Consider the following 24,745-nt stretch of genomic DNA (forward strand, 5'->3'; position numbering starts at 1 on the left):
TCGGTCCGGCCGCTCAGGTCGACTGGCCGGCGAACTGCGCCTGATAGAGCTGGGCGTACGCCCCACCCCGATCGATCAGTTCGTCGTGGTTGCCCTGCTCGACGATGCGCCCACCGTCCATCACCAAGATGACGTCGGCACCACGGATCGTCGAGAGCCGGTGTGCGATCACGAAGCTGGTCCGCTGTGAGCGGAGGGCGTTCATGGCCTCCTGGATCAGGACCTCGGTACGCGTGTCGACCGAACTGGTCGCCTCGTCGAGGATCAGGATCGACGGGTCGGCGAGGAACGCTCGAGCGATCGTCACGAGCTGCTTCTCGCCCGCCGAGATGTTGTCGCCGTCGTCGTTGATCACCGTGTCGTACCCGGCGGGCAACGAATGAACGAAACGGTCGACGTACGTGACACGCGCCGCCTCACGGATCTGCTCGTCGGTGGCGTCGGGGTTGCCGTACCGGAGGTTCTCGAGGATCGTGCCGCCGAACAGCCAGGTGTCCTGGAGCACCATGCCGACCTTCGAGCGCAACTCGCGCCGCGGGAAGCTCGCGATGTCGCGGCCGTCGAGGCGGATCGTGCCGCCGTCGAGGTCGTAGAACCGCATCAGCAGGTTGACGATCGTGGTCTTGCCGGCACCGGTCGGGCCGACGATCGCGATCGTCTGTCCGGGTTCGGCCACGAGGCTGAGCCCCGAGATGAGCGTCGTGTCGGGGTCGTACGAGAAGTGCACGTCGTCGAACTCGATCCGCCCACGGACGGGTGCCGGGTCGATCGTGTCGGCCTGTTCGGCGGTCTGCTCGGGGGCGTCGATCAGTTCGAGCACCCGTTCGAGCGACGCGATGCCCGACTGGAACGTCGCGGTCATCGACGCGAGGTGCGTCAGCGGCTGACTGAACTGCCGCGCGTACTGGATCAGCGCCTGCATCTCGCCGACCGTCATCGAACCGCTCGAGATCCGCAGACCACCGACGACGGCGATGAGGACGAACTGCAGGTTCCCCATGAAGACCATCATCGGTTGGATGAGGCTGGCCGTGAACTGCGCCGTGTAGCTCGCCTCGTACAGCTCGTCGTTGTCGCGACGGAAGCGGGCCTCGACATCGCGCTGGCGACCGAAGCTCTTCACGATCGCGTGGCCAGTGAACACCTCCTCGGCCTGAGCGTTGAGGCTGCCGGTGTGCCGCCACTGCGCCATGAACCTCGGTCGCGCCTTGCCACCGATCATCTTCATCAACCAGACCGACGTCGGAACGGTGACGAGCGCGACCGCCGCGAGCAGCGGCGAGATCACGAACATCATCACGATCACGCCGATCAGCGTGAGCAACGACGTCAGGATCTGACTGGTCGTCTGCTGGAGACTCTGGCTGAGGTTGTCGATGTCGTTGGTGACCCGGCTGAGCAGATCGCCGCGAGCGTGCCGGTCGATGTAGCTGAGCGGCAGCCGGTTGATCTTGGTCTCGACCTGCTCGCGCAAGCCGAACATCGACCGCTGGAGCACCCCGGCGAGGATGTAGCCCTGCGAGTACGCGAGCACCCACGAGGCGACGTAGATCCCGCCCACCACGAACAGCTTGTCGTGGAGTGCACCGAAGTCGATGCCGTCACCGGCGACGCCGCTGACGATGATGTCGGTCGCCTGCCCGAGCAGGCGGGGGCCGAGGACGACGAGCACGACACTGGCCACCGTCAGCGCGACGACCAGGATCAGCAGGGGCGTCTCGCGGCCGAGGATCGTGCCGAGGCGGCGCACGACGACGCCGAAGTTCTCGCTGCGCTCGGTCGGCATGCCGGCGCCGCCGCCGGGGCCGAAGCTGCCGCGGCGGGCTTCGCGGCCCGTGGTGGTCAGGACGTCCTGGTCGTCGCGTTCGCCGGTCGGACCGGTGCCGTTGGTGGTGTCGGTGTTCGTGCGGTCGTCGCTCATGCCACCGCTCCTTCCCCGAGCTGGGACGCAACGATCTCGGCGTAGGTCGGACAACTCTCGACGAGGTCGGCGTGGGTGCCACGACCGACGATGCGACCGTCGTCGATGACGAGGATCTGGTCGGCGTCACGGATGGTCGAGACCCGCTGGGCGACCACCAGCACGGCGGCCTCCCGCGTGACCGGCTGCAGGGCCGCGCGCAACCGCGCGTCGGTCGCCAGGTCGAGGGCCGAGAACGAGTCGTCGAACACGTGGATCTCGGGTTGCGCCACCAGCGCCCGCGCGATCGACAGGCGCTGGCGTTGGCCCCCCGACACGTTGGTGCCGCCCTGGGCGATCGGACTGTCGAGCCCGTCGGGCATCGTCTGCACGAAACCGGCCGCCTGGGCGACTTCGAGGGCGGCCCAGAGTTCGTCGTCGGTCGCGTCGGGGCGACCGAAGCGGAGGTTGGAGGCAACGGTGCCGGAGAACAGGAATGCCTGCTGAGGCACGTAGCCGACGCGGCCCCACAGCAGGTCGGGGTCGAGTTCGCGGACGTCGACGCCGTCGACGAGCACCGCCCCTTCGGTCGCGTCGAAGAGCCGGGCGACGAGGTTGACGAGCGTGGTCTTGCCGGCGCCCGTCGAGCCGATGATCGCCGTGGTCTCCCCGGCCGCGACCCGGAACGAGATGTCGCCGAGCACCGGTTGCTCGGCGCCGGCGTACCGGAACGCGACGTCGCGGAACTCGAGGGTGCCCCGTTCGGGCACCTCGGTCACCGGGTGTTCCGGTGGCCGGACCGACGAGTCGGTGTCGAGCACCTGGACGATGCGATCGGCGGCGACGGCCGCCCGCGGCACCATCGACGCCATGAAGGTGGCCATGACCACCGCGATCAGGATCTGGATCAGATAGGTGATGTACGCGACGAGCGAACCGACCTGCATCTGTCCGTTGCTGATGCGGTCGGCCCCGATCCAGAGCACCGCCAAGCTGGAGATGTTGACGATGAAGCCAACGGTGGGAAACGTCGCCGCCATCAGCCGGCCGGTGCGCAGCGCCGTGTCGGTGAGTTCGTCGTTGGCGACCGCGAAGCGGGCCTGTTCCTGCGGTTCACGGACGAACGCACGGACCACCCGGATCCCGGTGATCTGTTCGCGCAGCACCCCGTTGACCCGGTCGACGCGCTCCTGCATCAGCTGGAACGCGGGCACCATCCGCGACACGATCAGGCCGAGCAGCAGCACGGCACCGGGCATGGCGAACAGCAGGATCACCGACAGGCCGACGTCTTCACGGACGGCGAGGACGATGCCGATCACCATCGTGAGCGGCGCGGCGATCATCATCGTCGCCGCGATCACGACGAGCATCTGCACCTGCTGGACGTCGTTGGTGATGCGGGTGATCAACGACGACGCCCCGAACTGGCCGACCTCGCGAGCGGAGTAGTCGGTCACCTGATGGAACAGGTCGCGTCGCAGGTCGCGCCCGAACCCCATCGCCGCCTTGGCGCCGAACCACACGGCCGCTGCCGCGAACAGGATCTGCACGACGCTGAACCCGATCATGATGCCGCCGGTGCGCCAGATGAACCCGTTGTCGCCGACGAGCACACCGTCGTTGATCAGGTCGGCGTTGAGCGCCGGGAGCGCGAGCGTCGCCGTGGTCTGGATCGCCTGGAGGACGACGACGACCCACAGCAGCCGCCGGTACGGGGCGAGGTGGGTCCGGAGCAGACGTCGGAGGCTCATCGCATCGCTCCGTTCAGGAACAGATCGACGATGTCGGCCGGCGGACGCGGCGTGTCGACCATGTGGGGATGTGACAGGGCGAGCGCCATCGCCCGCAACAGTCGAGCGGCGTCGGCGGGCGCCTCGCGCAGCCGCCCGGATTCGGTCGCGAGCAGCGCGATGAGCGCCGGGCTGTCGGGAAACGGACCCTTGCGCAACGCCGCGTGGCGGGCCGTGTCGAGTTGGGACACCAGCTTCCAGACGTCGACGACCCGACGTTGGATGATCTCGGTCGCGGCGGCGAGCCGGTCGTAGAACGGGACGTCGGGATCGATCGCCTCGATCGCCCGCTCGAAGGGTTCGAGGTCGAGCAGGGCCTCGACGACCGCACCGATCAGTTCGTCCTTGTCGGCGAAGACGTTGAACAGCGTTCCCTCGCTGACGCCGGCGGCTCGGGCCAACTCGCGGGTGGTGACGCCGACGCCGTGCTCGAGCATCAGAGGCAGGACCGCCCGGACGACGGCGGCGCGACGTTCGTCGGGTGGGAGCGGGGCGGCGCGACGGCTCGTGGTGGCGGATGGCACGGCGGTGCACCGTACCCGACTGAGTGGGCACTCACTCAGTCGGATGTGGCGGCGCATGTCACACCATCGGGTCCGAAGCGCCGCGAGGTGCTACGAACGGGACCATGCGATACATCCGGATGAACGACGATCTGTACGAGTACGTCACCGCCCACTCCAACCCCACCGACGACGCCGTGGCCGCCCGGCTCGCCGCGGCGACCCGGGAACAGTTCCCGAGCGCCGCCGGCATGAACATCGGCCAGGACCAGGGTCGCTTCCTCGCCACGATGGTCGCGATCTCCGGCGCCCGGACGGTCGTCGAGGTCGGCACCTTCACCGGCATGTCGGCACTGTGGATGGCACGAGCCCTGCCCGCCGACGGCCGGCTGACCTGCTTCGACATCACGGACCGCTACCTCGAACTCGCCAGGACGGCGTGGAGCGACGCCGAGGTGCTCGACAAGATCGATGTCAGGATCGGTCCGGCGAGCGAGGGCCTGGCGGCGTTGCCCGACCACCGCCACATCGACCTGGCGTTCATCGACGCCGACAAGACCGGCTACCAGACCTACCTCGACCTGCTGCTCCCGCGCCTGTCCGACCGCGGCCTGATCGTGGTCGACAACGTGCTGTGGAGCGGAGCGGTCATCGATGACGACGTCCAGGACGCCGACACGGTCGCACTCCGTGACTTCAACGACGGCGTCGCTCGGCGTGACGACGTGCACGCCGTGATCGTCCCGATCGGCGACGGCGTCACACTGATCCGCCGACGCTGACCGTCAGTCGCTCGGCGGTGGGTTCGGGACACCCCTCATCCGCTCGTCGACCACGTCCTGGATCCGCCGGGCGACCTCGGGATACTCCTCGAGCAGGGCCTCGAAGTCCCAGCCGGTCATCCAGCCGACGCGACAGCGCGTCGACGCGATCACACGTGCGTTCCGACGTCCCCCCGAGATGACGCCCATCTCACCGAAGAAGTCGCCGGGGCCGAGCGTCGCGACCTGCTCGAAGTTTCGTTGGACCTCGACCTCGCCGTCGAGCACCACGAAGAACTTGTACGCGAACTCACCCTCGCGGGCCAGCCCGGTGCCCGCCAGCAGTTCGAGTTCCTCGAATCGGCTGGCACACGCCTCGACGACCTCGTCGGACAACCCCTCGAACAGCGGCAGTTCCCGCACCGTGTTGGAATCCATGAGAGCCCCCTGACTCGCCCCGGGTGGGCGCCACGATGGTAGCGAACCCGGCCCGGCCGCTCGACCAACGGCGTCGGACCCCGAGCCGGGACGGTTCCCGAAGTGGCACAATGCGTGTTCTTGCATCACCACCGACTCGCCGCTCGCGCCTCATGACCACACCGACCACCGCCGCATCCGACCACCCCGATGGCGCCGCCGAGCTGCTGCTCGGGCCCGCGCTCCGGTTCGTCTCGGAGACCGAGGCCACCGTGTGGGTCGAGACCACGGCGGCCTGCACGGTGCGAGTGCTCGACACGTCGACGAGCACGTTCGAGGTCGACGGTCACCATTTCGCGCTCGTGGTCCTCGAGGGCCTCGCCCCCGCAACGACCATCCCGTACCAGGTGCACCTCGACGACCGCCGCGTCTGGCCGGAACCCGACAGCCGGCTCCCACCGAGCGTGATTCGCACCATGGGTGGCGAGGGCCCCTTCCGGGCGCTGTTCGGGAGCTGTCGCGCCGCGGCACCCCACGAGCCGCCCTACATCTGCACGGCCGACGAGGAGCGCGAGGGTCTCGGGGTCGATGCGCTCCGAGCACACGGCCTCCGGATGATCTCGCAGCCACCCGGCGAATGGCCCGACGTCATCGTGTTCCTGGGCGACCAGGTCTACGCCGACGACATGTCGCCCGCCGCCCGACGCCGGATCGAGCGGCGCGGCGATGATCGCGGCGACGTCCCCGAGAAGGTCGTCGCCGACTTCGAGGAGTACACCTGGCTGTACGAGGAGGCGTGGAAGTTCGAGGTCGAGCGCTGGGTGATGTCGGTCGTGCCGAGCGTCATGATCTTCGACGACCACGACGTGATCGACGACTGGAACACCTCACGGTCGTGGGTCGACGAGACGCGGGCCGAACCCTGGTGGGAGGACCACATCATCGGGGCGATGATGTCGTACTGGATCTACCAGCACGTGGGGAACCTCTCCCCGGCGGAGATCGAGGCCGAAGGCATGCTCGCCCGGGTGATGGCGAGCGACGACGCAGCGGCGGTGCTGCGGCACTGGGCGTTCGAATCCGAACAGCAGACCCCGGTGCCGGGCGGCTACCCGTTCAGTTTCCACCGGCGCTTCGGCGACGTCCACCTGGTCATGGTCGACACGCGCAACGGGCGGGTGCTCGAGCCGGGCAATCGCAAGATGATCGGCGACGACGAATGGGACTGGGTGGTCGATCGCTGTTTCGAGCCGGCGAACCATCTCCTGATCGCCACGTCGCTCCCGGTGTTCACCCCCGGTGGGATCCATGCGATCCAACAGTGGGACGAGGCGGTGTGCGACGGACGATGGGGTCGAGTCGGTGCCTGGGTCGGCGAACGCGTCCGGCGGGCGATCGACACCGAACACTGGCCGTCGTTCGACGACTCGTTCCGCAAGTTCGAACGACTGCTCATCGGCCGGGCCACCGGCGAACGCGATGTCGATCCGCCGGCGACGATCACCGTGCTCGGTGGCGACATCCACTTCTCGTACGGCGTGGCGGTCGAACCTCGCGACGGACCTCGGTTCACCAGTCGGGTGCACCAGGTGGTCAGCTCTCCGATCCGCAACATCCTCGGCGCACCCGAACGGCGGGCGATGCGGTTCGCCGAATCCGACACCGGTCGCCGCGTCGCCGAGTTCCTCCAGCGGCGCGTCGGACGACCGCCGTCCGACCTGGCGTGGGATCTCGACGTCGACCCGATCTTCGACAACACGATGGCGCTCATCGAGTTCGACGGTGACCGGGCGACGCTGATCATGGAGCGAGCGCAGCGCAACGACCAGGGCGTCGAAGTGCTCGAGATCTTCAAGCGAATGGAACTCTGAGTCCCGCTGTCTCCCCCGGCCCGTCGGATGCCACGATGGGCGAGTGCCGAGCACCCGAACCGCCCCCGTCTTCGCCCTGCCGTTGCTGTTGATCGCCGCTGCCTGCGGCGGCGACGACACCGCCGCACCCACCGCGACGACATTGCCGCCGGACAGCACGGTGGCGAACACCGCGCCGCCGGTCGACGACCCCGGCGACACCACGACCGACACCACCACGCCCGACACGACGACCGACACCACCTCGCCCGACACGACGACGCCCGACACGACGACGCCGGCGACCGCGACCACCGCTCCGGTCACGACCGCGACCACGACCCCGCCGACGACCGACCCACCGGCGGCCGAGTGGGCACCCATCGGGCCGGGACCGTACGAGGTGGGCGTCGCCACGGTGATCGTCGGCGATCCCGACCGCGTGCGCCCCCTGACGGTCGACGTCTGGTTCCCGCTCGGTGGAGACGCCGACCCCGAGGCGCTGGTCCCCCAGCAGTACACGCTGCTCCCCGGCGTCTACTTCGAGTCGCCCGATGCCTTCGCCGCCGTCCCCGAACAGTTGTCGACCGACGGCCCGTTCCCGCTCGTGGTCTACTCCCACGGGAGCGGGGGCATTCGGTACCTGCACTCGTCGTACACCGAGGCGCTCGCGTCACACGGCTACGTGGTGGCCGCACCCGACCACACCGGCAACACCGTGTTCGACCGGTTCACCGGTGACGGAGCGCCGATCGAGGAGATCGCGTTCGAACGACCGAACGACGTCGCCCGCGTCATCACGGCGTTCACCGAAGTCGCCCACCCGACCGCCGGCGTGTTCGCCGGCGCCGTCGACGACCAACGGATCGCCGTGACCGGTCACTCGTTCGGTGGGTACACCGCGATCGCACTCGCGACCGGCGTGACCACGACGCTGGGCGAGTTCGCCGCCGACGACCGCGTCGACGCAATCATCCTGCTCGCACCGGCGAGCGGCGAGGCACTGCTGACCGACGAGCGTCTCGCAGCGATCGACGTGCCGATGATGGTCGTCGTCGGCACCGACGACACGACCACGCCGGTCGACCCGAACGTGACACGGCTGTGGGACATCGCCACGAACGCTCCGGCGTACCGCGTCGAACTCGTCGCCGGCGAACACCAGACGTTCACCGACCTGTGTGCGTACGGCGAGTTCCTCCCGCTGCTCCCCGACGTGCCCGAACTGGTCGTGACGACGATCGAGGACTTCGGGGCCGAGGGATGCTCGGAGGGAGACATCGACGCCGAGCGGGCCGCCGACATCACCAACACGTATGTCGTGCAGTTCCTCGACCAGGTGTTCCGTGACGGCCCGGTGATCGACGACACGATGGTCACCCCACCCGTCGACGTCGTGTTCGCCCGACGCTGAGCGACCGTGCCACGTCCGCCGGCGCACCGCGGAGCGGGTCGAGTCAGCAGGTGGTCGTCGGCGCAGCGAGCATCTCCGTCGCCGTGGCGACGATGCCGCCGTCGGCGGCCCGGTGCTGCGTGATGATCTCCGTTGCGGCCGGGTCGACGACGCGAGCTGCCGGAGGCGGCGCGCCCGGATCGGTCCACACCGACGCGGTGTGGACCACCGTCGCACCGTCACCGGAGCGTGTGCGGACCGTGTAGCCGACGACGCCCGGCCCGGTCGGCCCCGGCCAGGTCCACTCGATCTCCCAACCGGCACCGTCGTCGGGGCAGCTGAGCACGTAGCGGACGCCGGTCGGCGTGTCGGTCGTTCCCCGGCTCGGCACCGTGTCGACGCCCCCGTCGGCGAGTGCGTCGTCGTCGATCACCGCGGTGATTCGTTCGGCCCCCTCGGAGGCGACCGAGTTCCAGACGCCGACGATCGTCGGGAGTGACGCGACGAGCACAGCTGCGAGTGCGACCAGGACGCCGACGCGGGCGGCGCGCGCCGACCTGAGTGCGTACAGCCGCGCACCCAACGTCCGGTGGCGGCGTTGGGAGGTCGGACGCAACGTGGGTGGATGGACGGGGGCACCCAGCGTCGGCGGGGCCGAACTGGTCACCGGCTCGGCGCCGAACGATCGCCGGACCGCGTCCGCGACCGCGGTGACGTCGACGAAGTCCGCGGTCGAGGTCGCGACCTGGCGCACGAGCGCCGACGGTTCGGTGATCCGGATCCCGTAGAAGTCGAATGCCGGCTCGGGGAGGCCCGGGGCGACGATGCAGATCACCGGTTCGACCGCGAATCCGATGTGATCGGCCAGCGCTGCGGCCTCCCAGTCCGCCGCCTCCAGCACGGTCCGCAGCGAGGTGCCGCCGGCCCAGAGCGTGTCGGCGTTCCGGCCGCGTCCGAAGGTGATCGGTTCGGACGACACGTGGGTGGTCACGGCCCACACGTTGCGGGGTCCGATCACCAGATGGTCGACGGTGGCGATCGTCGGACGCGGCAACTCGAGCGCCTCGAAGACGATGAAACCGGCCGGGAGATCCTGGAGCAGTCCGCGGACGCGCGTACGAGCGGCCAATTCGTGCTGCCACGGCTCGGTCCGCTCCGTCGGGACCCGACGCGGATCCGTCCGCGTCGGTTCGGTGGCTGACCCGGTCATCCCTCGTTGATCGGCAGATGTCGACCGGAACTGAAACGATCGTCACGGCCCGGGCAGCGGCGACGTCCGGACCCGTCCCGACATCGCGTCACCGGTCGACCGTGTGTTCGACGTCGCCGAGTCAGGGCTCGCCGAAGCTCGCCGAGATCGTGTCGATCGAGTGCGTCGACCATTCGAGATGGGCGAAGTGACCGCAGTTCGCGATCACGTCGATGTCGGCACCGGGGTACATCTCGACCACCGCAGCGACATCGTCGGTCGGGATCAACGGGTCGGCGTCGCCGAGCACGACCGTGATCGGCACCAGATCGAACGGTTCGGACTCCCACGCCGGGAGTTCTTCGGCGAGTTCGAGGAACCGGTTGCCGTCGGCGGTGCGCGAACCGAGGATCGCCCTGGTGAGCACTCGACCGTCCAACCCACCGGGATCGTGCACGAACCCGCGGAGTGCCACGCGCACAGCGGCGGCCTCGGCGCCACGGAGGAACCTCGGCAGGCGGGGTCGGCCGAACCGGGTGATCGCGGCGAGCGCCTTCATGAACAGCAGCGCACGTCCCGTGCGATCGATGGTGTCTCGTGACCGCAGCCGCTGCACGACCCCGGGCAGCGGGGCGTTGAGCAGCACCGCTCGCTCGATCAGGTCGGGTCGGGTCCGCAGGATCAGCCCGACCATCACACCACCCATCGAGTGGCCGACGATCCGCCACGGAGGTGGCACCACCTCGGTCAACCACGCGACGAGCTTGGCCGACATCAGGTTCCGGTCGTCGCCGACGTCGGTCAACAGCGCCGGTGACAGGGTGGGTGCCACGACCGTCCCCAACGATGCCAGCGACGACATGATCGGCCCGAAGATCGATCCGTCGTTCCCGACACCGTGCAGCAGCACGACGACCGCGCCGGCGGGAGCGTCGGGCCGGGCCGCGACCGTGAACACCGGCGAACCGTCGACGGGATGGCGGGTCCGGACGATCGAGCCGAACCAGTCGGGATCGGGAACGACCCCGTAGTCGGATCGCTCCGCTTCGTCACCGTCGTCGTCGCTCATCTCGTCCGTCCACGGTATCGACGCTCCGCACGATCCCGTTTGTGAGCGGGCAGGGTCGGGTACCCGTCGTGCGACTCGCCCGGTGTCGACGACGCCGGTCGAACGCACGTCTACCCGGGAAAGGACCCCATGTCCGACAAGTTCACCACCACCGATGCCGGTATCGCCGTCGCCAGCGACGAGCATTCGTTGACCGTCGGGGCCGACGGTCCGATCGTGCTCCACGATCACTATCTGATGGAGCAGATGGCCGCCTTCAACCGGGAGATGATCCCCGACCGGCAGCCGCACGCCAAGGGGTCCGGCGCGTTCGGCACGTTCGAGGTGACCCACGACGTGAGTAAGTGGACGAAGGCGTCGCTGTTCCAACCCGGCGCCACCACCGACATGGTCGCCCGGTTCTCGACGGTCGCCGGCGAGAGCGGATCGCCCGACACCTGGCGCGACCCCCGGGGTTTCGCGCTGAAGTTCTACACCGACGAGGGCAACTACGACATGGTGGGCAACAACACGCCCGTGTTCTTCGTGCGTGACCCGATGAAGTTCCAGCACTTCATCCACTCGCAGAAGCGCCGCGCCGACAACGGACTGCGCGACCACGACATGCAGTGGGACTTCTGGTCGCTCTCGCCCGAGACCGCCCACCAGGTCGCGTGGCTGATGGGCGACCGGGGGATCCCGAAGTCGTGGCGGCACATGAACGGCTACTCGAGCCACACGTACATGTGGGTCAACGCCGACGGCGAACGGTTCTGGGTCAAGTACCACTTCAAGACCGATCAGGGCATCGAGTTCTTCACACAGGACGAGGCCGACGAGATGGCCGGCAGCGACGCCGACTACCACCGTCGTGACCTCTTCACGAACATCCAGACGGGGAACCACCCGTCGTGGACGCTCAAGATGCAGGTCATGCCGTTCGACGAGGCGGAGAGCTACCGGTTCAACCCGTTCGACCTCACCAAGGTGTGGCCGCACTCCGATTACCCGCTGCACGAGGTCGGTCGCATGACGCTGCACACCAACCCGACCGACTTCCACAGCCAGATCGAGCAGGCCGCGTTCCAGCCGAACAACCTGGTGCCGGGTATCGGGCCGAGCCCCGACCGGATGCTGCTCGCCCGCTTGATCTCCTATGCCGACGCCCATCGCGCCCGGCTCGGCGTCAACTACCAGCAGATCCCGGTCAACACACCGCAGTGCCCGTTCCACAGCTACAGCAAGGGTGGGGCGATGCGGATCGAGACCGTGTCCGACCCGGTGTACGCACCGAACTCCTACGGCGGGCCGTCGGCCGACCCCGCTCGTTCGCCCCACGACGCCACGTGGTCGGCGACCGGCGAGATGCAGCACAGCCCGTACGTGGCGCACCCCGAGGACGACGACTTCGGCCAGGCCGGCACGCTCGTGCGCGAGGTCATGGACGACGCCGCGCGCGATCGGTTGGTCGACAACGCCGCCGGTCACCTCTCCGACGGGGTGAGCGACGACGTGCGCGCCCGATCGATCGAGTACTGGCGCAACATCGACCAGAAGATCGGCGACCGCATCGCCGACAACATCACGTAGCCACACCCCTCCGACGATTCCCTCCGGGGCCGGCGCCGCGATCGCGGTGCCGGCCCTCGTCGTCCCGTACGGTCGGGCGGGTGAACGCGCCGATCACGATCGACGACCCGGACGATCCGCGCGTCGCCGACTATCTCCACCTGAACGACCAGGCGGTCCGCCGCCGGATGGAGGGCGACGAGTTCTTCATGTCGGAGGGGTGGATGTCGATCGATCGGTTGCTCGATTCGGGCCACCGGTTCCGCTCGGCCCTGCTGTCACCGTCGCGGGTGAGTCGCTTCGAGCCCTACCTGTCACGTCCCGAACTGTCGGAGCTCCCGGTCTACGTCGCCGCCGGCGAGGTGATGGACCGCATCGTCGGGTTCCATCTGCCCAGGGGTGTGCTGGTCTCGGCGTACCGCCGACCGCTCGCGTCGGTCGCCGACCTGGCCGCCTCGGCGAAGCGTCTCGTCGTGCTCGAGGCCCTCAACGACGACGAGAACGTCGGCGCGATCGCTCGCGCGGCACGGGCGTTCCACGTCGACGGCGTGGTGCTGAGCCCGACCTGCACCGACCCGTATCACCGCCGCACGGTGCGCGTCAGCATGGGTGAGATCCTGCACATGCGGGTCGCTCGCGCCGAAGCCTCAACGTGGCCCGGCGCGCTCGACACGTTGCACGACGCCGGCTTCGAGACCTGGGCGATGACACCGGCCGACGACGCCACCGACCTCTGGACCACACCGGTGCCCGAACGTCTGGCGATCCTGCTCGGAGCCGAAGGGCCCGGGCTGACCGACGACGCACTGGCCCTCGCCTCGCGTCGGGTCCGGATCCCGATCAGCTCGTCGGTCGATTCGTTGAACGTCGGCCACGCGGCAGCGATCACGTTCGCCGCCACCGCGCCACGCGACTGACCGGCCCTCGCCGCCGGGCGGCGCCTGCTCTACGCTCGTCGAGATGGGGCACGGTCACGACCACGGCGATGACGACCCGAGCGAACTCGACCCGATGGACGTCCGCGTCCGAGCGCTGGAGACACTGCTGACCGAGAAGGGGTACGTCGATCCGGCGGCCCTCGACGAGTTGATCGACACGTACCAGACCCGGATCGGGCCGCGCAACGGTGCCCGGGTCGTCGCACGTTCGTGGGTCGACCCGGAGTTCCGGGCGTGGCTCGCCCGGGATGCGACGGCGGCGATCGCGTCGCTGGGCTTCGTGGGCCGGCAGGGCGAACACATGGTCGCGGTCGAACAGACCGACGACACACACCACGTGGTCGTCTGCACCCTGTGCAGTTGCTATCCCTGGCCGGTGCTCGGCCTCCCGCCGACCTGGTACAAGAGTGCGCCCTACCGGTCGCGGGTGGTGCGAGACCCACGCGGGGTGTTGGCCGAATTCGGACTCACGCTGCCCGACGACATCGATGTCCGCGTCTGGGACTCGACCGCCGAAGTGCGATACCTGGTCGTCCCGCAGCGCCCGGCGGGCACCGACGGGTGGACCGAGGAGCAGCTGGCCGAACTCGTGACCCGCGACTCGATGATCGGGGTGCGACACCCGCGTGATCCCGCGACGGTCGGGCCGATGTCGTGACCGCCCCGTACGTCACGCACGCCGACCTCGGCGGCTCGACCGGCCACGGTGAGATCGCCGACGAACCCGAGGATCAGGTCTTCCACCACGGCTGGGAGGCGCGGGCGCTCGCGTTGACCCTGGCAGCCGGAGCGCCGGGCGGTTGGAACATCGACATGAGCCGGAGCGCCCGCGAGACACTCCCGAACTACCCGGACCTGAGCTACTACGAGATCTGGACCGCAGCGCTCGAAGCGCTGGTCGTCGAACACGGCTTGGTGTCGTCGGCCGAACTCGCCGACGGTCACGCCGCGAGCGCCGGCGACGCCGCCCGACGGATCCTGACGGTCGACCAGGTCGCGACGGTGCTCGAGCGGGGCGGCCCGTCCGACCGGCCACCGTCGGGTCCGGCTCGGTTCTCCGTGGGCGACCGGGTGACCACCCGCCCCGGTTCGGTCGACCACCACACGCGTCTGCCCGGATACGCGGCCGGACGGGAGGGCACGATCGAACGCGTCCACGGCGCCCACGTCTTCCCCGACACGAACGCGCGGGGTCTCGGTGAGCAGCCGCAGTGGTTGTACACCGTGGTGTTCGACGCGACCGACCTGTGGCCCGACGCCGTGGAGGGCCAGCGGGTGTCGATCGATGCCTGGGAGTCGTATCTCGCACCGGCACCGGGCGTGAGGTCGTGAACCCGACCGACGGCCTGTCGGACTCGGTCGACGCTGCGACGACCGATCCTGCAACCGTCGATCTCCTGCCCGGCCAACCGGTCGACGACGGCGAACCGGTGTTCCGTGAACCCTGGGAGGCGCACGCGTTCGCGATGGCCGTGCGGCTCCACGAACGCGGACTCTTCACGTGGCCGCAGTGGGCGGCGACACTGACGGCGGAGATCGAGCACGCGCACGAGGCAGGCGATCCCGACACCGGCGACACGTACTACCACCACTGGCTCGCCGCCTTGGAGCGGTTGGTGGCCGAGACCGGCGCGGCGGGCGCCGACGAGCTGGAGCGCACCCGTGAGGCGTGGCGTCGGGCCGCCGACCGCACCCCGCACGGCAGCCCGATCGAGTTGCGCCCGACCGACTACCCCACCTGACCGCCGATCTCAGGCAGCCGCGAGCGCCGTCGCGACCTCGGCCATCGTCTCGGCCCGCTCGACAGGTCCGCCGGCCGTGGCGGAGCCGGAGAGGTTGACGGCCGCGAACCTGCCGCTCGCCAACAGTTCGGCGCCGATCTCCGTCGCTGCCTTCGTGCCGGTGGTGTGCGGGTCGTGGGCGGCCAGCACGCGCTCGACGAGCCCGTCGGGCAGCACGAGCCCGGGGAACTGGGCGAGGGCGTGCGCCGATCGGTGGTCGGTGATCACGGGGACGGGGGCGACCAGCGCCAGTTCGGCCCCGGCGTCGCGGCAACGGTCGGCGAAGTCGACGAGGACCGACGGTGCCCCACCGTGGTTGAGCACGACGAGGTCGGCCCCGGCGGCCTGCTTGGCCGCGACCCGGGTCGGGCGATCGGCGACCGGGGTCGCGGCCGGGCTCTCGCAGACCGACACCGTTGCGCCCGAACTGCGAGCGACGGTGGCGAGTTCCGTGCCATCGAGCGTGAACGTCGCGGTGGCGTCGGGTCCGAGGCGGACCGCCGGGTGGTCGCCGGTCACACAGTGCACCGCCACCGCGCCGCTGCCGACCAGCCGAACGATCTCGGCCGCGTGCTCGACGTCGGTCCGGTTGCGCCCGGTGACCGTGACGATCGCCGGAAGCCCGACGGCGGCGAGTCGCTCGGCGTGCTGGTGTGGCGCGGCATCGGTCGGGTCGTCGACGTGCTCGCCGACCAGCGCGGTGCCGCCGACATCGCGGAAGATCCGAGCGACCTGTGCGAGCTCACGGTCGACTCCCCAGTCGCCCGCCGGCAGTCGGAGGTCGATCAGGAGCCGGCCGATGTCGGTGGGCCGCGGCCGATACGGGACACCGGTCGGCGGCGGCACGGCGTCGGCAGCGAGGAACGGGCACGGTCGCCGGTCGACCTCGCAACCGCCGTCGGCCTCGACGCCGCCGCAGGGCCCGTTGGTCATGTGTTTGGGGCAGTCGACCATGCCGGTCCGTCGCAGCGCCAAGATCAGTCACCCGACGAATCGTCGAACGGCAACCCGACGAGTCGGGCACCGCGTTCGCCGTCGGGGAGGTCGACGCGGCCGGTGGCACCCGACACCGCATCGGCCCCGACGAGCGCGAGCCCGATGTTGCGGTCGAATCGCGGCGAGTGGGTCGCCGCGCGCAGTTGTCCGATCTCGGTGCCGTCGACCACGAACGGCACCGGGTGGGCCAGCACGTCGATGTCGGCGCCGTCGATGACCGCACCCGTCAGCCGTCGCCGTGGTCCGTCGTCGCGGATGCGTCGCAGCGCGGACCGGCCGATGAACTCCGGACCGTCGAGGTCGAGGTGATCGGCGAGCCCGAGTTCGATCGGGTCGGCCTGGTATCCGGTGTCGGTGCCGTACGACAGCAGGACGTTCTCGATGCGTTCGGTCGCGTTGGGCGCCCCAGGTCCGATGTCGTACGACGCTCCGGCAGCGGCGACCCGCTCCCAGATCGATTCGCACTGCGACGGGTCGTCGATGAAGAGCTCCGCGCCCCCCTGGTTGCTCCACCCCGACCGCGACACGACGAGGTCGACCGTGTCGCCGTCGATGTCGAGCGACGCCCGGCGCATCTCGGACGGTTCGAGGTCGCAGAACCAATCGAACCCGAGGCCGCCCAGCACGTCGGTCGACCGCGGCCCCTGGATCGCCAACGTGGCCGTGTCGAGTTCACGCACGCCGGTGTCGAGTTCACGGCCGTGTCGGATCGCGTCGATCCAGAGTCGGACATCCGAGTCGGCGATCGAGAAGCGCCACGTGTCGTCGGGCCAATGGAGGAGCACCGGGTCGTTCAGGAGGGTGCCGGTGGGGTCGACCATCGGCGCGTAGATGGCGTGGCGCGGCTCGGCCCGGGTGATGTCGACGGCGGTGACCAGTTGGACGAGCGCGTCGGCGTCGGGGCCAGAGACCTCGATGTGCCGCTGTGCCGCGACGTCCCACATCGACACGCCGGTCGTCAGGCGCTCGTACTCGGAGGCCGGGTCGCCGTAGCTCATCGGCAGCCACATGTGGTTGTAGGTGGAGACCGCGCTGAGCCCGGCTCGAACCGTCGCGTCGAAGAACGGCGACTTGCGGACCCGGGGGCCGACGGCCGCGAGCAGTTCGGGGTCGGAACGGATCATGCGTCGACGATGCCCGAGCGGCGACGCCGCGAAACCGGCACCGACGAGGCGTTCCGGTCTCGACGACCCGGGACGGCGACCGATGGCCGTGTCGGTCCGGACGCCGCTACGGTCGGGGGCAGCGTCGAACAGAGGAGGACGATCGATGAAGCGAACGATGACCGTCGTGGCGGCACTCACCCTGGTGGCCGCAGCGTGCGGTGGCGGCGATGCGTCGTCGGATGCCACCACCGAGACCCCCGCCGAGTCGACCGAAGAGTCGACGGAAGAGGTGAGCGCCGAGATCGACGAGGATGCCACCGCTGACGAGTCGTCCGACGGCCCCGGCGACGACACCGACACCTCCGGCACCGACGACACCGACGAGGACCTGGTCGACGACGATGACGACCGTGACGACACCGACACCTCCGGCACCGACGACGACGGTCCGGAGATCCGTTCGATCTCCGACGTGCCGGCGCACTGTCGCGACGCGATGGCCGACTTCCTGCGGGCCGTCGAGCCGATCGTGGAAGACACCGATTGGACGACCGCCTCGATCGCCGACTTCGAGCGGATCGCGACCGAGTTCGAGGAGCAGGCCGACGAGTTCGAGGACGCGGTCGGTGACACCGGCTGCGACGACATGAACTTCGTCGACGACAGCGAAGGCGAGATCCTGATCGAGTTCGCCCGCGACGAGGCACCCGGCGCCGTCGGCTTCCTCGAGTTCCTCGACCAGATGCGTACCGGGGCGGCGCCCGGCGGCGAGGACCCGTCGGCGGCTCCCGGCATCGAGACCTGCCAGGACGCTATCGACTTCCTGCAGGGCTTGATGGACGACTACGACTCGCTCACCGACGTCCCCGCCGCCGAACTGCTGAAGATCCCGGGCATCGCACCCCTCTACGCCACGTGCACCCCCGAGCAGCTCGAGTTCTTCGACGATGTCGGCCTCGAGGAGTTCATGAACGGGTGACCCCGACCACCCACGTGGCGAGCCGGCCGGGCCGTACGCCTTACTGGGCGGTCCAGCCGCCGTCGACGGGCAGCACCGTGCCGGTGACCATCGCTGCGGCATCCGACGCGAGGTAGACGACCGCGCCGGCCACGTCGGCGATCGCTCCCACATTCCCCATCGGGATTCGATCGACCACGCCGGCGAGATACGCCGGGTCGTCGAGTCGTTCAGCGGTGCCGGGCGTGTGGATGAACGTCGGTGCCACGGCATTGACGGTGACCCCGCTCGATGCCCATTCCAGTGCGAGCACACGGACGATCTGGTTGACCGCTCCCTTCGATGCGCAGTACACCGCGTGATCACGGATACCGACGAGCGACGCCTGCGAACTCATCGCCACGATCCGACCCGATCCCCTGGCGACCATCCCACGTCCGACGGCCTGGGCGGTGAAGAACAGGCCCTTGGCGTTGACGGCCATCATCTCGTCCCAGTCCTCCTCGGTGACGTGGAGGGCGGGATGGTTGGCGCCGAGACCTGCGTTGGCGACGAGCACGTCGATCCGACCGTGCTGCTCGGTGACCTCGTCGACGGCGGCCTCGATCGATCCGACGTCCGACACATCGAGTTCGTGGGCGGTCGCTGCACCGCCGCGCTCCAGCACGTCGGACACGACCTCGTCGGCATCGCGTCGTGTGCGTGCCGTCACGGCAACCGTCGCCCCCGCTGCGGCGAGTGCGTCGACGAGACCACGCCCGATGCCGCGGTTGGCTCCCGTGACGAGGGCGATCCGTCCGGCGAGCGAGAAGGAGGGAAGTTGTTCGCTGTCCACGCCAGCACCCTAGGGGCGAGCCGCGGGCGAGGCCCACGGTGCGACCGGTTTCGAGCGTCGAGGCGTCTCAGGCGACGACGACGAGGTTGCGTCCCTGTGACTTGGCGCGGTACATCGCCGAGTCCGCGGCGGCCATCAACCGGTCGATGTCGACCGGGCCGTGTGCGCTGCTGGCGACGCCGACGCTGACCGTCAACGGCGCCAGGTCCCACGCCCACGCCTCGACCGCATTGCGATATCGCTCTCCGAGCCGTCCCGCCCCTTCGGCGTCGGTCCCGGTGAGGATCGCGACGAACTCTTCGCCACCCCACCGTCCGACGAAGTCGCTCGCTCGGGTCTCGGCGCAGAGGATCTTGCCGATCGTCTCGAGGGCGACGTCGCCGGCGGCGTGCCCGAACGTGTCGTTGAATTGCTTGTACCGGTCGACGTCGATCATGGCGACCGAGAACTTGGTGCCGTGTCGCTGAGCCCGCTCGACTTCGTCGTCGAGGCGTTCGAGCAGCGCCCGACGGTTCGGCAGACCCGTCAGCGCATCGGTGACGCTCTGCTCGGCGACGATCAGCATCTGCTGCTCGAGCCGTCGCTGGGCCTCTTCGAGCTGCACCTGGTAGCGGTCGCGCTGGTCCGCTGCCGCTTCGAGCGCCGCGACGCTGCGCCGCAGCTCGAGCTGTGCGATGACCTGCCGCGACAGTGCCCACAGCGCCTGCTGCTGATCGGCGGTGAGCTGATGGGGCTCGTCGTGGATGACACACAGCGTGCCGAGCGCGTGTCCACGAGCCGTCGTCAGCGGGACTCCCGCGTAGAAACGCACACCGGCGTCGGTCGCCAGCGGGTTGTCGACGAATCGTTCGTCCGCTGCCGTGTCGGGGACCAGGAACAGCTCATCGGGTTGCAGGATCGCATGGGAGCAGAACGAGATGTCACGAGGACTGCCCTCGAGATCGGTGCCGACCTTCGACTTGAACCACTGCCGGCCCTCGTCGACGAGCGTCATCAACGCGATCGGGGTCTCGCAGATCTGCGAGGCGAGGAGGGTGATGTCGTCGTACGCCTGCTCGGGAAGCGTGTCGAGGATGTCGAGTTCCGCGAGCGCTCGGAGACGTTCGGTCTCGTTGTCGGGTGGTTCGGCGATCTGCATGGCGGTCTACTCGCAATGTCCGATGCTAACGCCCGCCGGCCAACGCCCCGTTCGGAGCACTTCGCCAGGGTGCCGCACACGAACGAAGCGCCGTCGGTCGCTGGACCGAGGGCGCTTCGAGGGGAAACCGGTGAGATGGGACCATCGGGCGGATGGTTCGTCTCTTCATCGTGTGGGGCTGCGGCCGACTTGAGCGGGTTGACCGACTCCTCACCGATTCCTCACCGACTTGACGTCATCCTCACCGATCCGGCCCCGGGAACGAGCGGTTCGCCGGCGATGAAGCGTCTGAGGCTATGGACCAGATCGCCTTCGAGGCGGGCGTCGTGCCGGTCGAGCGGCGTCACACATCGGGCTGTCCTGCGGCAGCAGTTCACGATCAGCATCGCGACCGCCATCCTGACCGAGGCCTCGCTCGGCTACCTCGGCCTCGGCGTGCCGCCGCCCGCGCCGACCTGGGGGTCGATGCTGGCGACCGGCAAGGCGTACGTCGAGACCTCGGTCTGGCCGTCGGTCGTCCCGGGCGTGTGCATCATGCTCACGGTGCTCGGGTTCAACCTGCTCGGCGACTCACTGCGCGACGCGCTCGATCCTCGCACCCGCAACCGGCGCTGACGGCGTCGCCGGAACCGGCGGAGTCCGAGCGGTCGGCCCGGTCGGCGTACGCTCGTCACGATGCACGAACTTGACCATCTCGACGTCGCCCGGCTCTCGGAGCTGCTGCACGGCGGCGATCTGTCGCCGGTCGAACTGACCAGCCACGCCCTCGACCGGATCGAGGAACTCGACGGTCACCTGGGCGCCTTCATCACCGTCACGCGCGATCGGGCGATGACCGAGGCGGCGAAGGCCGAACGTGAACTCGCCAGCGGTGAGTCGCGGGGTCGGCTGCACGGCATCCCGTACGCGGCGAAGGACTTGTTCGACGTGGCCGACGAGGCCACCGGTGCCGGCACACGGCTGCTCGCCGACAACGTCGCCGCCGCCGATGCCACCGTCGTGCGTCGGATGCGCAACGCCGGGATGGTGCTCGTCGGCAAGACGCACACGGTGCAGCTCGCGTTCGGGGGTGCCGGCGTCAACCACGACACCGGCACACCACGCAACCCGTGGCGCGGCGACGTGCATCACGTGCCGGGTGGGTCATCGAGCGGTTCGGCCGTCGCGGTGGCGGCCGGGATGGTGCCGGTCGCGCTCGGCACCGACACGAGCGGTTCGGTGCGGATCCCCGCGTCGCTGTGTGGCATCACCGGCCTGAAGACCACCGTCGGCCGGGTCAGCCGGGCGGGGGTGTATCCGCTGAGCCCCACACTCGACTCCGTCGGCCCGCTCACGCGGACGGCGGCCGACGCGGCCGCGGTGTACCAGGTCATCCAAGGTGCCGATGTCGGTGATCCGGCCACGTTCGGGCAGGACCGGCACGACGTGTCGGGTGCGCTCGGAGCGGGGGTGGCGGGTCTGCGGCTCGCGATCATCGAGACGATGTTCTTCGACGGTGCCGATCCGGCGGTGGTCGCCGCGGTGCGCGCCGCCGGCGACGTGCTGGCCGATCTCGGTGCCGACGTCTCGTCGATCGAGGCACCGGAGATCGACGAGGTGATGGGCGGCAGCACCGCACCGACCCGCGCGCGCACCGTCGCCGCCGAGGGGTACGCCATCAACCGTCGGCTGCTCGAGAACTCGTTCGACCAACTCGATCCGGTCGTTGCCGAACGTATGCGGCCGGGGCGCGAGTTGCTCGCGATCGACTTCCTCGACGCGTTCGACGCATGGCGCCGGTTGCGCGCCTCGTTCGCCGAACGCACGTCGGGCATCGACGCGTACCTGGGACCGACCACGATGCTGCCGGCGCGTCCGCTCGCCGAGGTCGACGCGTCACCCGAGGCGTACGCCCGGATGAACGGCGGCTACCTGCGCAACACGTCGATTGGGAACCGACTCGAGTGGGCCGGGCTGTCGGTGCCGTGCGGCTTCACCGACGACGGGCTGCCGATCGGCCTGGCGATCCACGCGCCGGCGATGCACGAAGAGGTCGTCCTGCAGATCGGCGACGCCTACCAGGCCGCCACCGACTGGCACACCCGCCGCCCGAACTGATCGCGCACAGGTGGACCGGCGCGGCGAAGCGCCTCCGGTGGCGGGACCGAGAGGCGCTTCGTCGAACGAACCGGTGAGATGGAGTCGCTCGGCGGCGACTCATCTGTTCATCGTGCGGTGCTCGATCCCACTTGAGCGGGTTCACCGAGTCCTCACCGACCTTGACGCAGTGCTGACCCGAGTTGGCGCGCAGCACGCGTGGCCGAACCCGAATCGGAACGGAGTTGACAGGGTGGGCCGCGGCGACACGTGAGCCGTGGCAACGCCGGGACAGTGGTCGAACCGTGCAATCAGGCCGGCCGGAACCAACCGTTGGGCGCGACCTCCTGGCCGAACCGTGGCTGGTACTGATCGAAGAAGATCCTCCCCATCAGCTCGCGTCGGCTGCGGACCCCGGCCTTGGTGAAGATCGACTTCAGGTGGTCCTGGACCGTGTACGCCGAGAGGTGGAGGGCCAGCGCGATGTCCTTGGTCTCGGCACCCTGCAGGACGAGTTGCGTCACGTCTCGTTCGCGTGCCGTCAGACCGAACGCCTCGACGACCAACGGGATGATCTCGGGGGGCCGCGCGTCCTCGATCGTGATCACCACGTCGCCGGTGACGCCGTCGCGGGCGGCCATCGGCGACGCCTGGAGCACGACCCAGCTGCCGTCGTGGAGCCGCAGCCGGCCACGTGGTACCACCGGCACCTCGCCCTTGGCGTAACGGCGCGCACAGGCGACGAGCGCTGCGATGGTGCCGATCGGATTGGCGCTGTGGTGGTTCACCATCACCTGGCGGAGCCGCTCCTCGGCCCCGACGCTGACCTGGCTCATCCGGTCGTGCGCGTCGACGATGATCACGGCGGGACCGTTGGCGACCCGGTCGATCGGTTGCGAAGCGACGCCGCTCAGCAGGCCTGCTCGGAATCCGTTCGCGAGCACGGTCGACAGGGTCGACGCGAACTCGACGTCGGCCTCGTCGAACGGCTCGTCCTCGGGCCCGCGGAAGAAAGCCAATGCCCCCCACATCCGCCCATCGACGCACGCCATCACACGCAGTTCGTCGCCGTACCCGTAGAACGGTTGGATGCAGTCGCGGAGTCGGAGCGATCGATCGAGCTCGCCTCCGGTGACGATGTGCATGCCGATCGCCCGCTGGTCGGTGGCCGCCACGTCGAGGAACGACGTGGATTCGTCACCGCCGTACTCGATCAGACCCCACTCGAGGTCGTGGTCGTCCTTGCCGTACAGGTCACCGAACTTGTAGGTGCTGGTCAGCAACGACGTCGTCGGGTCGATGGTGGCGACGCAGGTCGCGACCGGACGCAGGACGCGCTGGACGGATGCATCGATCTCCGCGAGGAACGTCGGCAGGTCGAGCCCGGCGGTCGAGACGACCTCGACGTCGCGCCGCACGCGTTCGGCTGTGAGAGCGCTGCCCATCGAGTCATTGTGTTCCTTTCCGGCCGGCGATGCCATCCCAATCTCCTGGGGGTCGCGCACCCCCCGGAACCGGTGTCCACGAGGCCCGTCACGATGCGGGATGGCGGCGGTCGTCGATGGTCCCGACGATGGCACACATGACACTCACCACCGACACCACCACCCCCGAACCGACTTCGGCCGGCTCCCCATCGGGACCCGGCACGACGACGTCGGGCCCCGCGCGAATCGGCCCGATCGAGATCGCACCCGACACGTTCGTGATCCACGACACGTACGCCCCGGCCGGCGCCCCCGGAGCGGTGCACATGAACTCGATGCTGATCCGCGGCGCCGAGCCGATCGTGATCGACACCGGGACCCCACTCGACCGGACGGCCCACCTCGAGGACCTGTTCGGGCTCGTCGACCCGGACGACGTGCGCTGGGTGTTCATCAGCCACGACGACATCGACCACTACGGCAACGTGCACGAAGTGATGGACGCGTGCCCGAACGCGACACTCGTCGCCAGCTGGTTCCTGTGTGATCGTGTGGCCGTCGACCGGCTCGATGTGCCGCCGATGCGGTGGCGTTGGGTCAACGACGGGCAGTCGCTCGACATCGGTGATCGCACGCTGTTCGCCGTCCGCCCTCCGTTGTACGACTCGCCGACCACGCGCGGGGTGTTCGACCCGACGACCGGCGTCTACTGGGCGTCGGACTGCTACGCCGCGCCGGTGCCGGGCCCGACGGCGTTCGTCGACGAACTCGATCCGAACGAGTGGGCCGCCGGGTTCCACACGTTCCAGGCGTGGAACAGCCCGTGGGTGTCGATGCTCGACGAGCGTCGATTCGCCGACGCCTGCGCCGCGATCGAGCAGATGGCACCGACCACGATCGCCGGCTGTCACAGCCCGACGATCGGGTCGAGCCAGGTGGACCGTGCGTTCGAGCTGCTGCGCGAGGTGCCGGGGGCATTCGTGCCGCCGCAGCCCGACCAGCTCGTCCTCGATCAGATCGTCGCCACGATCACGTCGATGTCCGCCCAACTGCCGTCGTGACGGCAC

General features: G+C 69.3%; 23 protein-coding genes. 12 read left to right on the forward strand and 11 right to left on the reverse strand.

From position 1 onward, the window contains the following. Positions 1–13: 13 nt before the first annotated feature. The 3 genes from R8G01_13065 to R8G01_13075 are packed head-to-tail and all read right to left on the reverse strand — an operon-like array spanning position 14 to position 4,217. Positions 14–1,921 carry an ABC transporter ATP-binding protein gene (locus R8G01_13065; GenBank protein MDW3214926.1) on the reverse strand — a complete coding sequence of 636 codons (1,908 nt, stop codon included), beginning with the start codon at positions 1,919–1,921 and terminating at the stop codon, positions 14–16. Further along, positions 1,918–3,654 carry an ABC transporter ATP-binding protein gene (locus tag R8G01_13070; GenBank protein ID MDW3214927.1) on the reverse strand — a complete coding sequence of 579 codons (1,737 nt, stop codon included), beginning with the start codon at positions 3,652–3,654 and terminating at the stop codon, positions 1,918–1,920. Before R8G01_13070 ends, R8G01_13065 begins: the two co-directional genes overlap by 4 nt. Further along, the gene (locus tag R8G01_13075) at positions 3,651–4,217 is read right to left on the reverse strand and encodes a TetR/AcrR family transcriptional regulator (protein ID MDW3214928.1); all 567 of its coding nucleotides are present in this window, start codon (positions 4,215–4,217) and stop codon (positions 3,651–3,653) included. The genes R8G01_13070 and R8G01_13075 overlap by 4 nt, the downstream gene beginning before the upstream one ends. Before the next feature lie 104 nt (positions 4,218–4,321). On the opposite strand from R8G01_13075, the gene R8G01_13080 reads away from it, so the two are divergent. Next, entirely contained in the window at positions 4,322–4,978 is a 657-nt protein-coding gene (locus R8G01_13080) for an O-methyltransferase (GenBank protein ID MDW3214929.1), read from the forward strand. Positions 4,979–4,981: 3 nt separating this feature from the next. On the opposite strand, the gene R8G01_13085 is transcribed toward R8G01_13080, so the two are convergent. Beyond that, positions 4,982–5,395 carry a cyclic nucleotide-binding domain-containing protein gene (locus R8G01_13085; protein MDW3214930.1) on the reverse strand — a complete coding sequence of 138 codons (414 nt, stop codon included), beginning with the start codon at positions 5,393–5,395 and terminating at the stop codon, positions 4,982–4,984. A gap of 152 nt (positions 5,396–5,547) precedes the next feature. Between R8G01_13085 and R8G01_13090 the strand changes: the two genes are divergently transcribed. Next, positions 5,548–7,245 (forward strand): alkaline phosphatase D family protein, encoded by a 1,698-nt coding sequence (locus R8G01_13090; protein ID MDW3214931.1) that lies wholly within the window; start codon positions 5,548–5,550, stop codon positions 7,243–7,245. Between the two features lie 43 nt (positions 7,246–7,288). Next, the gene (locus R8G01_13095) at positions 7,289–8,638 is read left to right on the forward strand and encodes an alpha/beta fold hydrolase (protein ID MDW3214932.1); all 1,350 of its coding nucleotides are present in this window, start codon (positions 7,289–7,291) and stop codon (positions 8,636–8,638) included. A gap of 43 nt (positions 8,639–8,681) precedes the next feature. Here the strand turns inward: R8G01_13095 and R8G01_13100 are convergent, their stop codons facing one another. Then, positions 8,682–9,827, reverse strand: a complete 1,146-nt coding sequence (locus R8G01_13100) for a hypothetical protein (GenBank protein ID MDW3214933.1) — start codon at positions 9,825–9,827, stop codon at positions 8,682–8,684. A gap of 121 nt (positions 9,828–9,948) precedes the next feature. After that, complete coding sequence (locus R8G01_13105; GenBank protein MDW3214934.1) at positions 9,949–10,875, reverse strand: alpha/beta hydrolase; 927 nt, start codon at positions 10,873–10,875, stop codon at positions 9,949–9,951. 129 nt (positions 10,876–11,004) lie between these two features. Between R8G01_13105 and R8G01_13110 the strand changes: the two genes are divergently transcribed. The 5 genes from R8G01_13110 to R8G01_13130 all read left to right on the forward strand — a co-directional run bounded on the left by R8G01_13110 (position 11,005) and on the right by R8G01_13130 (position 15,103). After that, on the forward strand, positions 11,005–12,444 hold the full coding sequence (locus R8G01_13110) for a catalase (GenBank protein MDW3214935.1): 1,440 nt from the start codon (positions 11,005–11,007) through the stop codon (positions 12,442–12,444). Positions 12,445–12,524: 80 nt separating this feature from the next. Then, the gene (locus tag R8G01_13115; protein ID MDW3214936.1) at positions 12,525–13,340 is read left to right on the forward strand and encodes an RNA methyltransferase; all 816 of its coding nucleotides are present in this window, start codon (positions 12,525–12,527) and stop codon (positions 13,338–13,340) included. A 43-nt stretch (positions 13,341–13,383) separates the two neighbouring features. Next, complete coding sequence (gene nthA, locus R8G01_13120) at positions 13,384–14,019, forward strand: nitrile hydratase subunit alpha (GenBank protein MDW3214937.1); 636 nt, start codon at positions 13,384–13,386, stop codon at positions 14,017–14,019. Continuing rightward, entirely contained in the window at positions 14,016–14,693 is a 678-nt protein-coding gene (nthB, locus tag R8G01_13125; protein MDW3214938.1) for a nitrile hydratase subunit beta, read from the forward strand. The genes nthA and nthB overlap by 4 nt, the downstream gene beginning before the upstream one ends. Next, the gene (locus R8G01_13130) at positions 14,690–15,103 is read left to right on the forward strand and encodes a nitrile hydratase accessory protein (protein MDW3214939.1); all 414 of its coding nucleotides are present in this window, start codon (positions 14,690–14,692) and stop codon (positions 15,101–15,103) included. Before nthB ends, R8G01_13130 begins: the two co-directional genes overlap by 4 nt. A 9-nt stretch (positions 15,104–15,112) precedes the next feature. Here the strand turns inward: R8G01_13130 and R8G01_13135 are convergent, their stop codons facing one another. Next, positions 15,113–16,117, reverse strand: a complete 1,005-nt coding sequence (locus R8G01_13135; GenBank protein MDW3214940.1) for a methylenetetrahydrofolate reductase C-terminal domain-containing protein — start codon at positions 16,115–16,117, stop codon at positions 15,113–15,115. Positions 16,118–16,119: 2 nt separating this feature from the next. Next, positions 16,120–17,262 (reverse strand): glycine cleavage T C-terminal barrel domain-containing protein, encoded by a 1,143-nt coding sequence (locus R8G01_13140; protein MDW3214941.1) that lies wholly within the window; start codon positions 17,260–17,262, stop codon positions 16,120–16,122. A gap of 145 nt (positions 17,263–17,407) precedes the next feature. Between R8G01_13140 and R8G01_13145 the strand changes: the two genes are divergently transcribed. Then, positions 17,408–18,223, forward strand: coding sequence for a hypothetical protein (locus R8G01_13145; protein MDW3214942.1), 816 nt, complete (start codon positions 17,408–17,410; stop codon positions 18,221–18,223). Positions 18,224–18,263: 40 nt separating this feature from the next. Here R8G01_13145 and R8G01_13150 read toward each other — a convergent pair whose 3' ends face one another. Next, on the reverse strand, positions 18,264–19,037 hold the full coding sequence (locus R8G01_13150) for an SDR family oxidoreductase (GenBank protein MDW3214943.1): 774 nt from the start codon (positions 19,035–19,037) through the stop codon (positions 18,264–18,266). A gap of 67 nt (positions 19,038–19,104) precedes the next feature. Next, positions 19,105–20,175: a sensor domain-containing diguanylate cyclase gene (locus R8G01_13155; protein MDW3214944.1), complete on the reverse strand. Its 1,071-nt coding sequence runs from the start codon at positions 20,173–20,175 to the stop codon at positions 19,105–19,107. Between the two features lie 279 nt (positions 20,176–20,454). On the opposite strand from R8G01_13155, the gene R8G01_13160 reads away from it, so the two are divergent. Then, positions 20,455–20,790 carry an ABC transporter permease subunit gene (locus R8G01_13160; protein MDW3214945.1) on the forward strand — a complete coding sequence of 112 codons (336 nt, stop codon included), beginning with the start codon at positions 20,455–20,457 and terminating at the stop codon, positions 20,788–20,790. Positions 20,791–20,850: 60 nt separating this feature from the next. Then, entirely contained in the window at positions 20,851–22,272 is a 1,422-nt protein-coding gene (locus R8G01_13165) for an amidase (protein MDW3214946.1), read from the forward strand. Between the two features lie 290 nt (positions 22,273–22,562). Here R8G01_13165 and R8G01_13170 read toward each other — a convergent pair whose 3' ends face one another. Beyond that, entirely contained in the window at positions 22,563–23,696 is a 1,134-nt protein-coding gene (locus R8G01_13170) for a helix-turn-helix transcriptional regulator (protein MDW3214947.1), read from the reverse strand. A 137-nt stretch (positions 23,697–23,833) separates the two neighbouring features. Here R8G01_13170 and R8G01_13175 point away from each other — a divergent pair, with 137 nt between their 5' ends. Further along, complete coding sequence (locus R8G01_13175; GenBank protein MDW3214948.1) at positions 23,834–24,739, forward strand: MBL fold metallo-hydrolase; 906 nt, start codon at positions 23,834–23,836, stop codon at positions 24,737–24,739. Positions 24,740–24,745 lie beyond the last annotated feature (6 nt).

It is taken from the genome of Ilumatobacteraceae bacterium (assembly GCA_033344875.1).
Classification (GTDB): domain Bacteria; phylum Actinomycetota; class Acidimicrobiia; order Acidimicrobiales; family Ilumatobacteraceae; genus Ilumatobacter.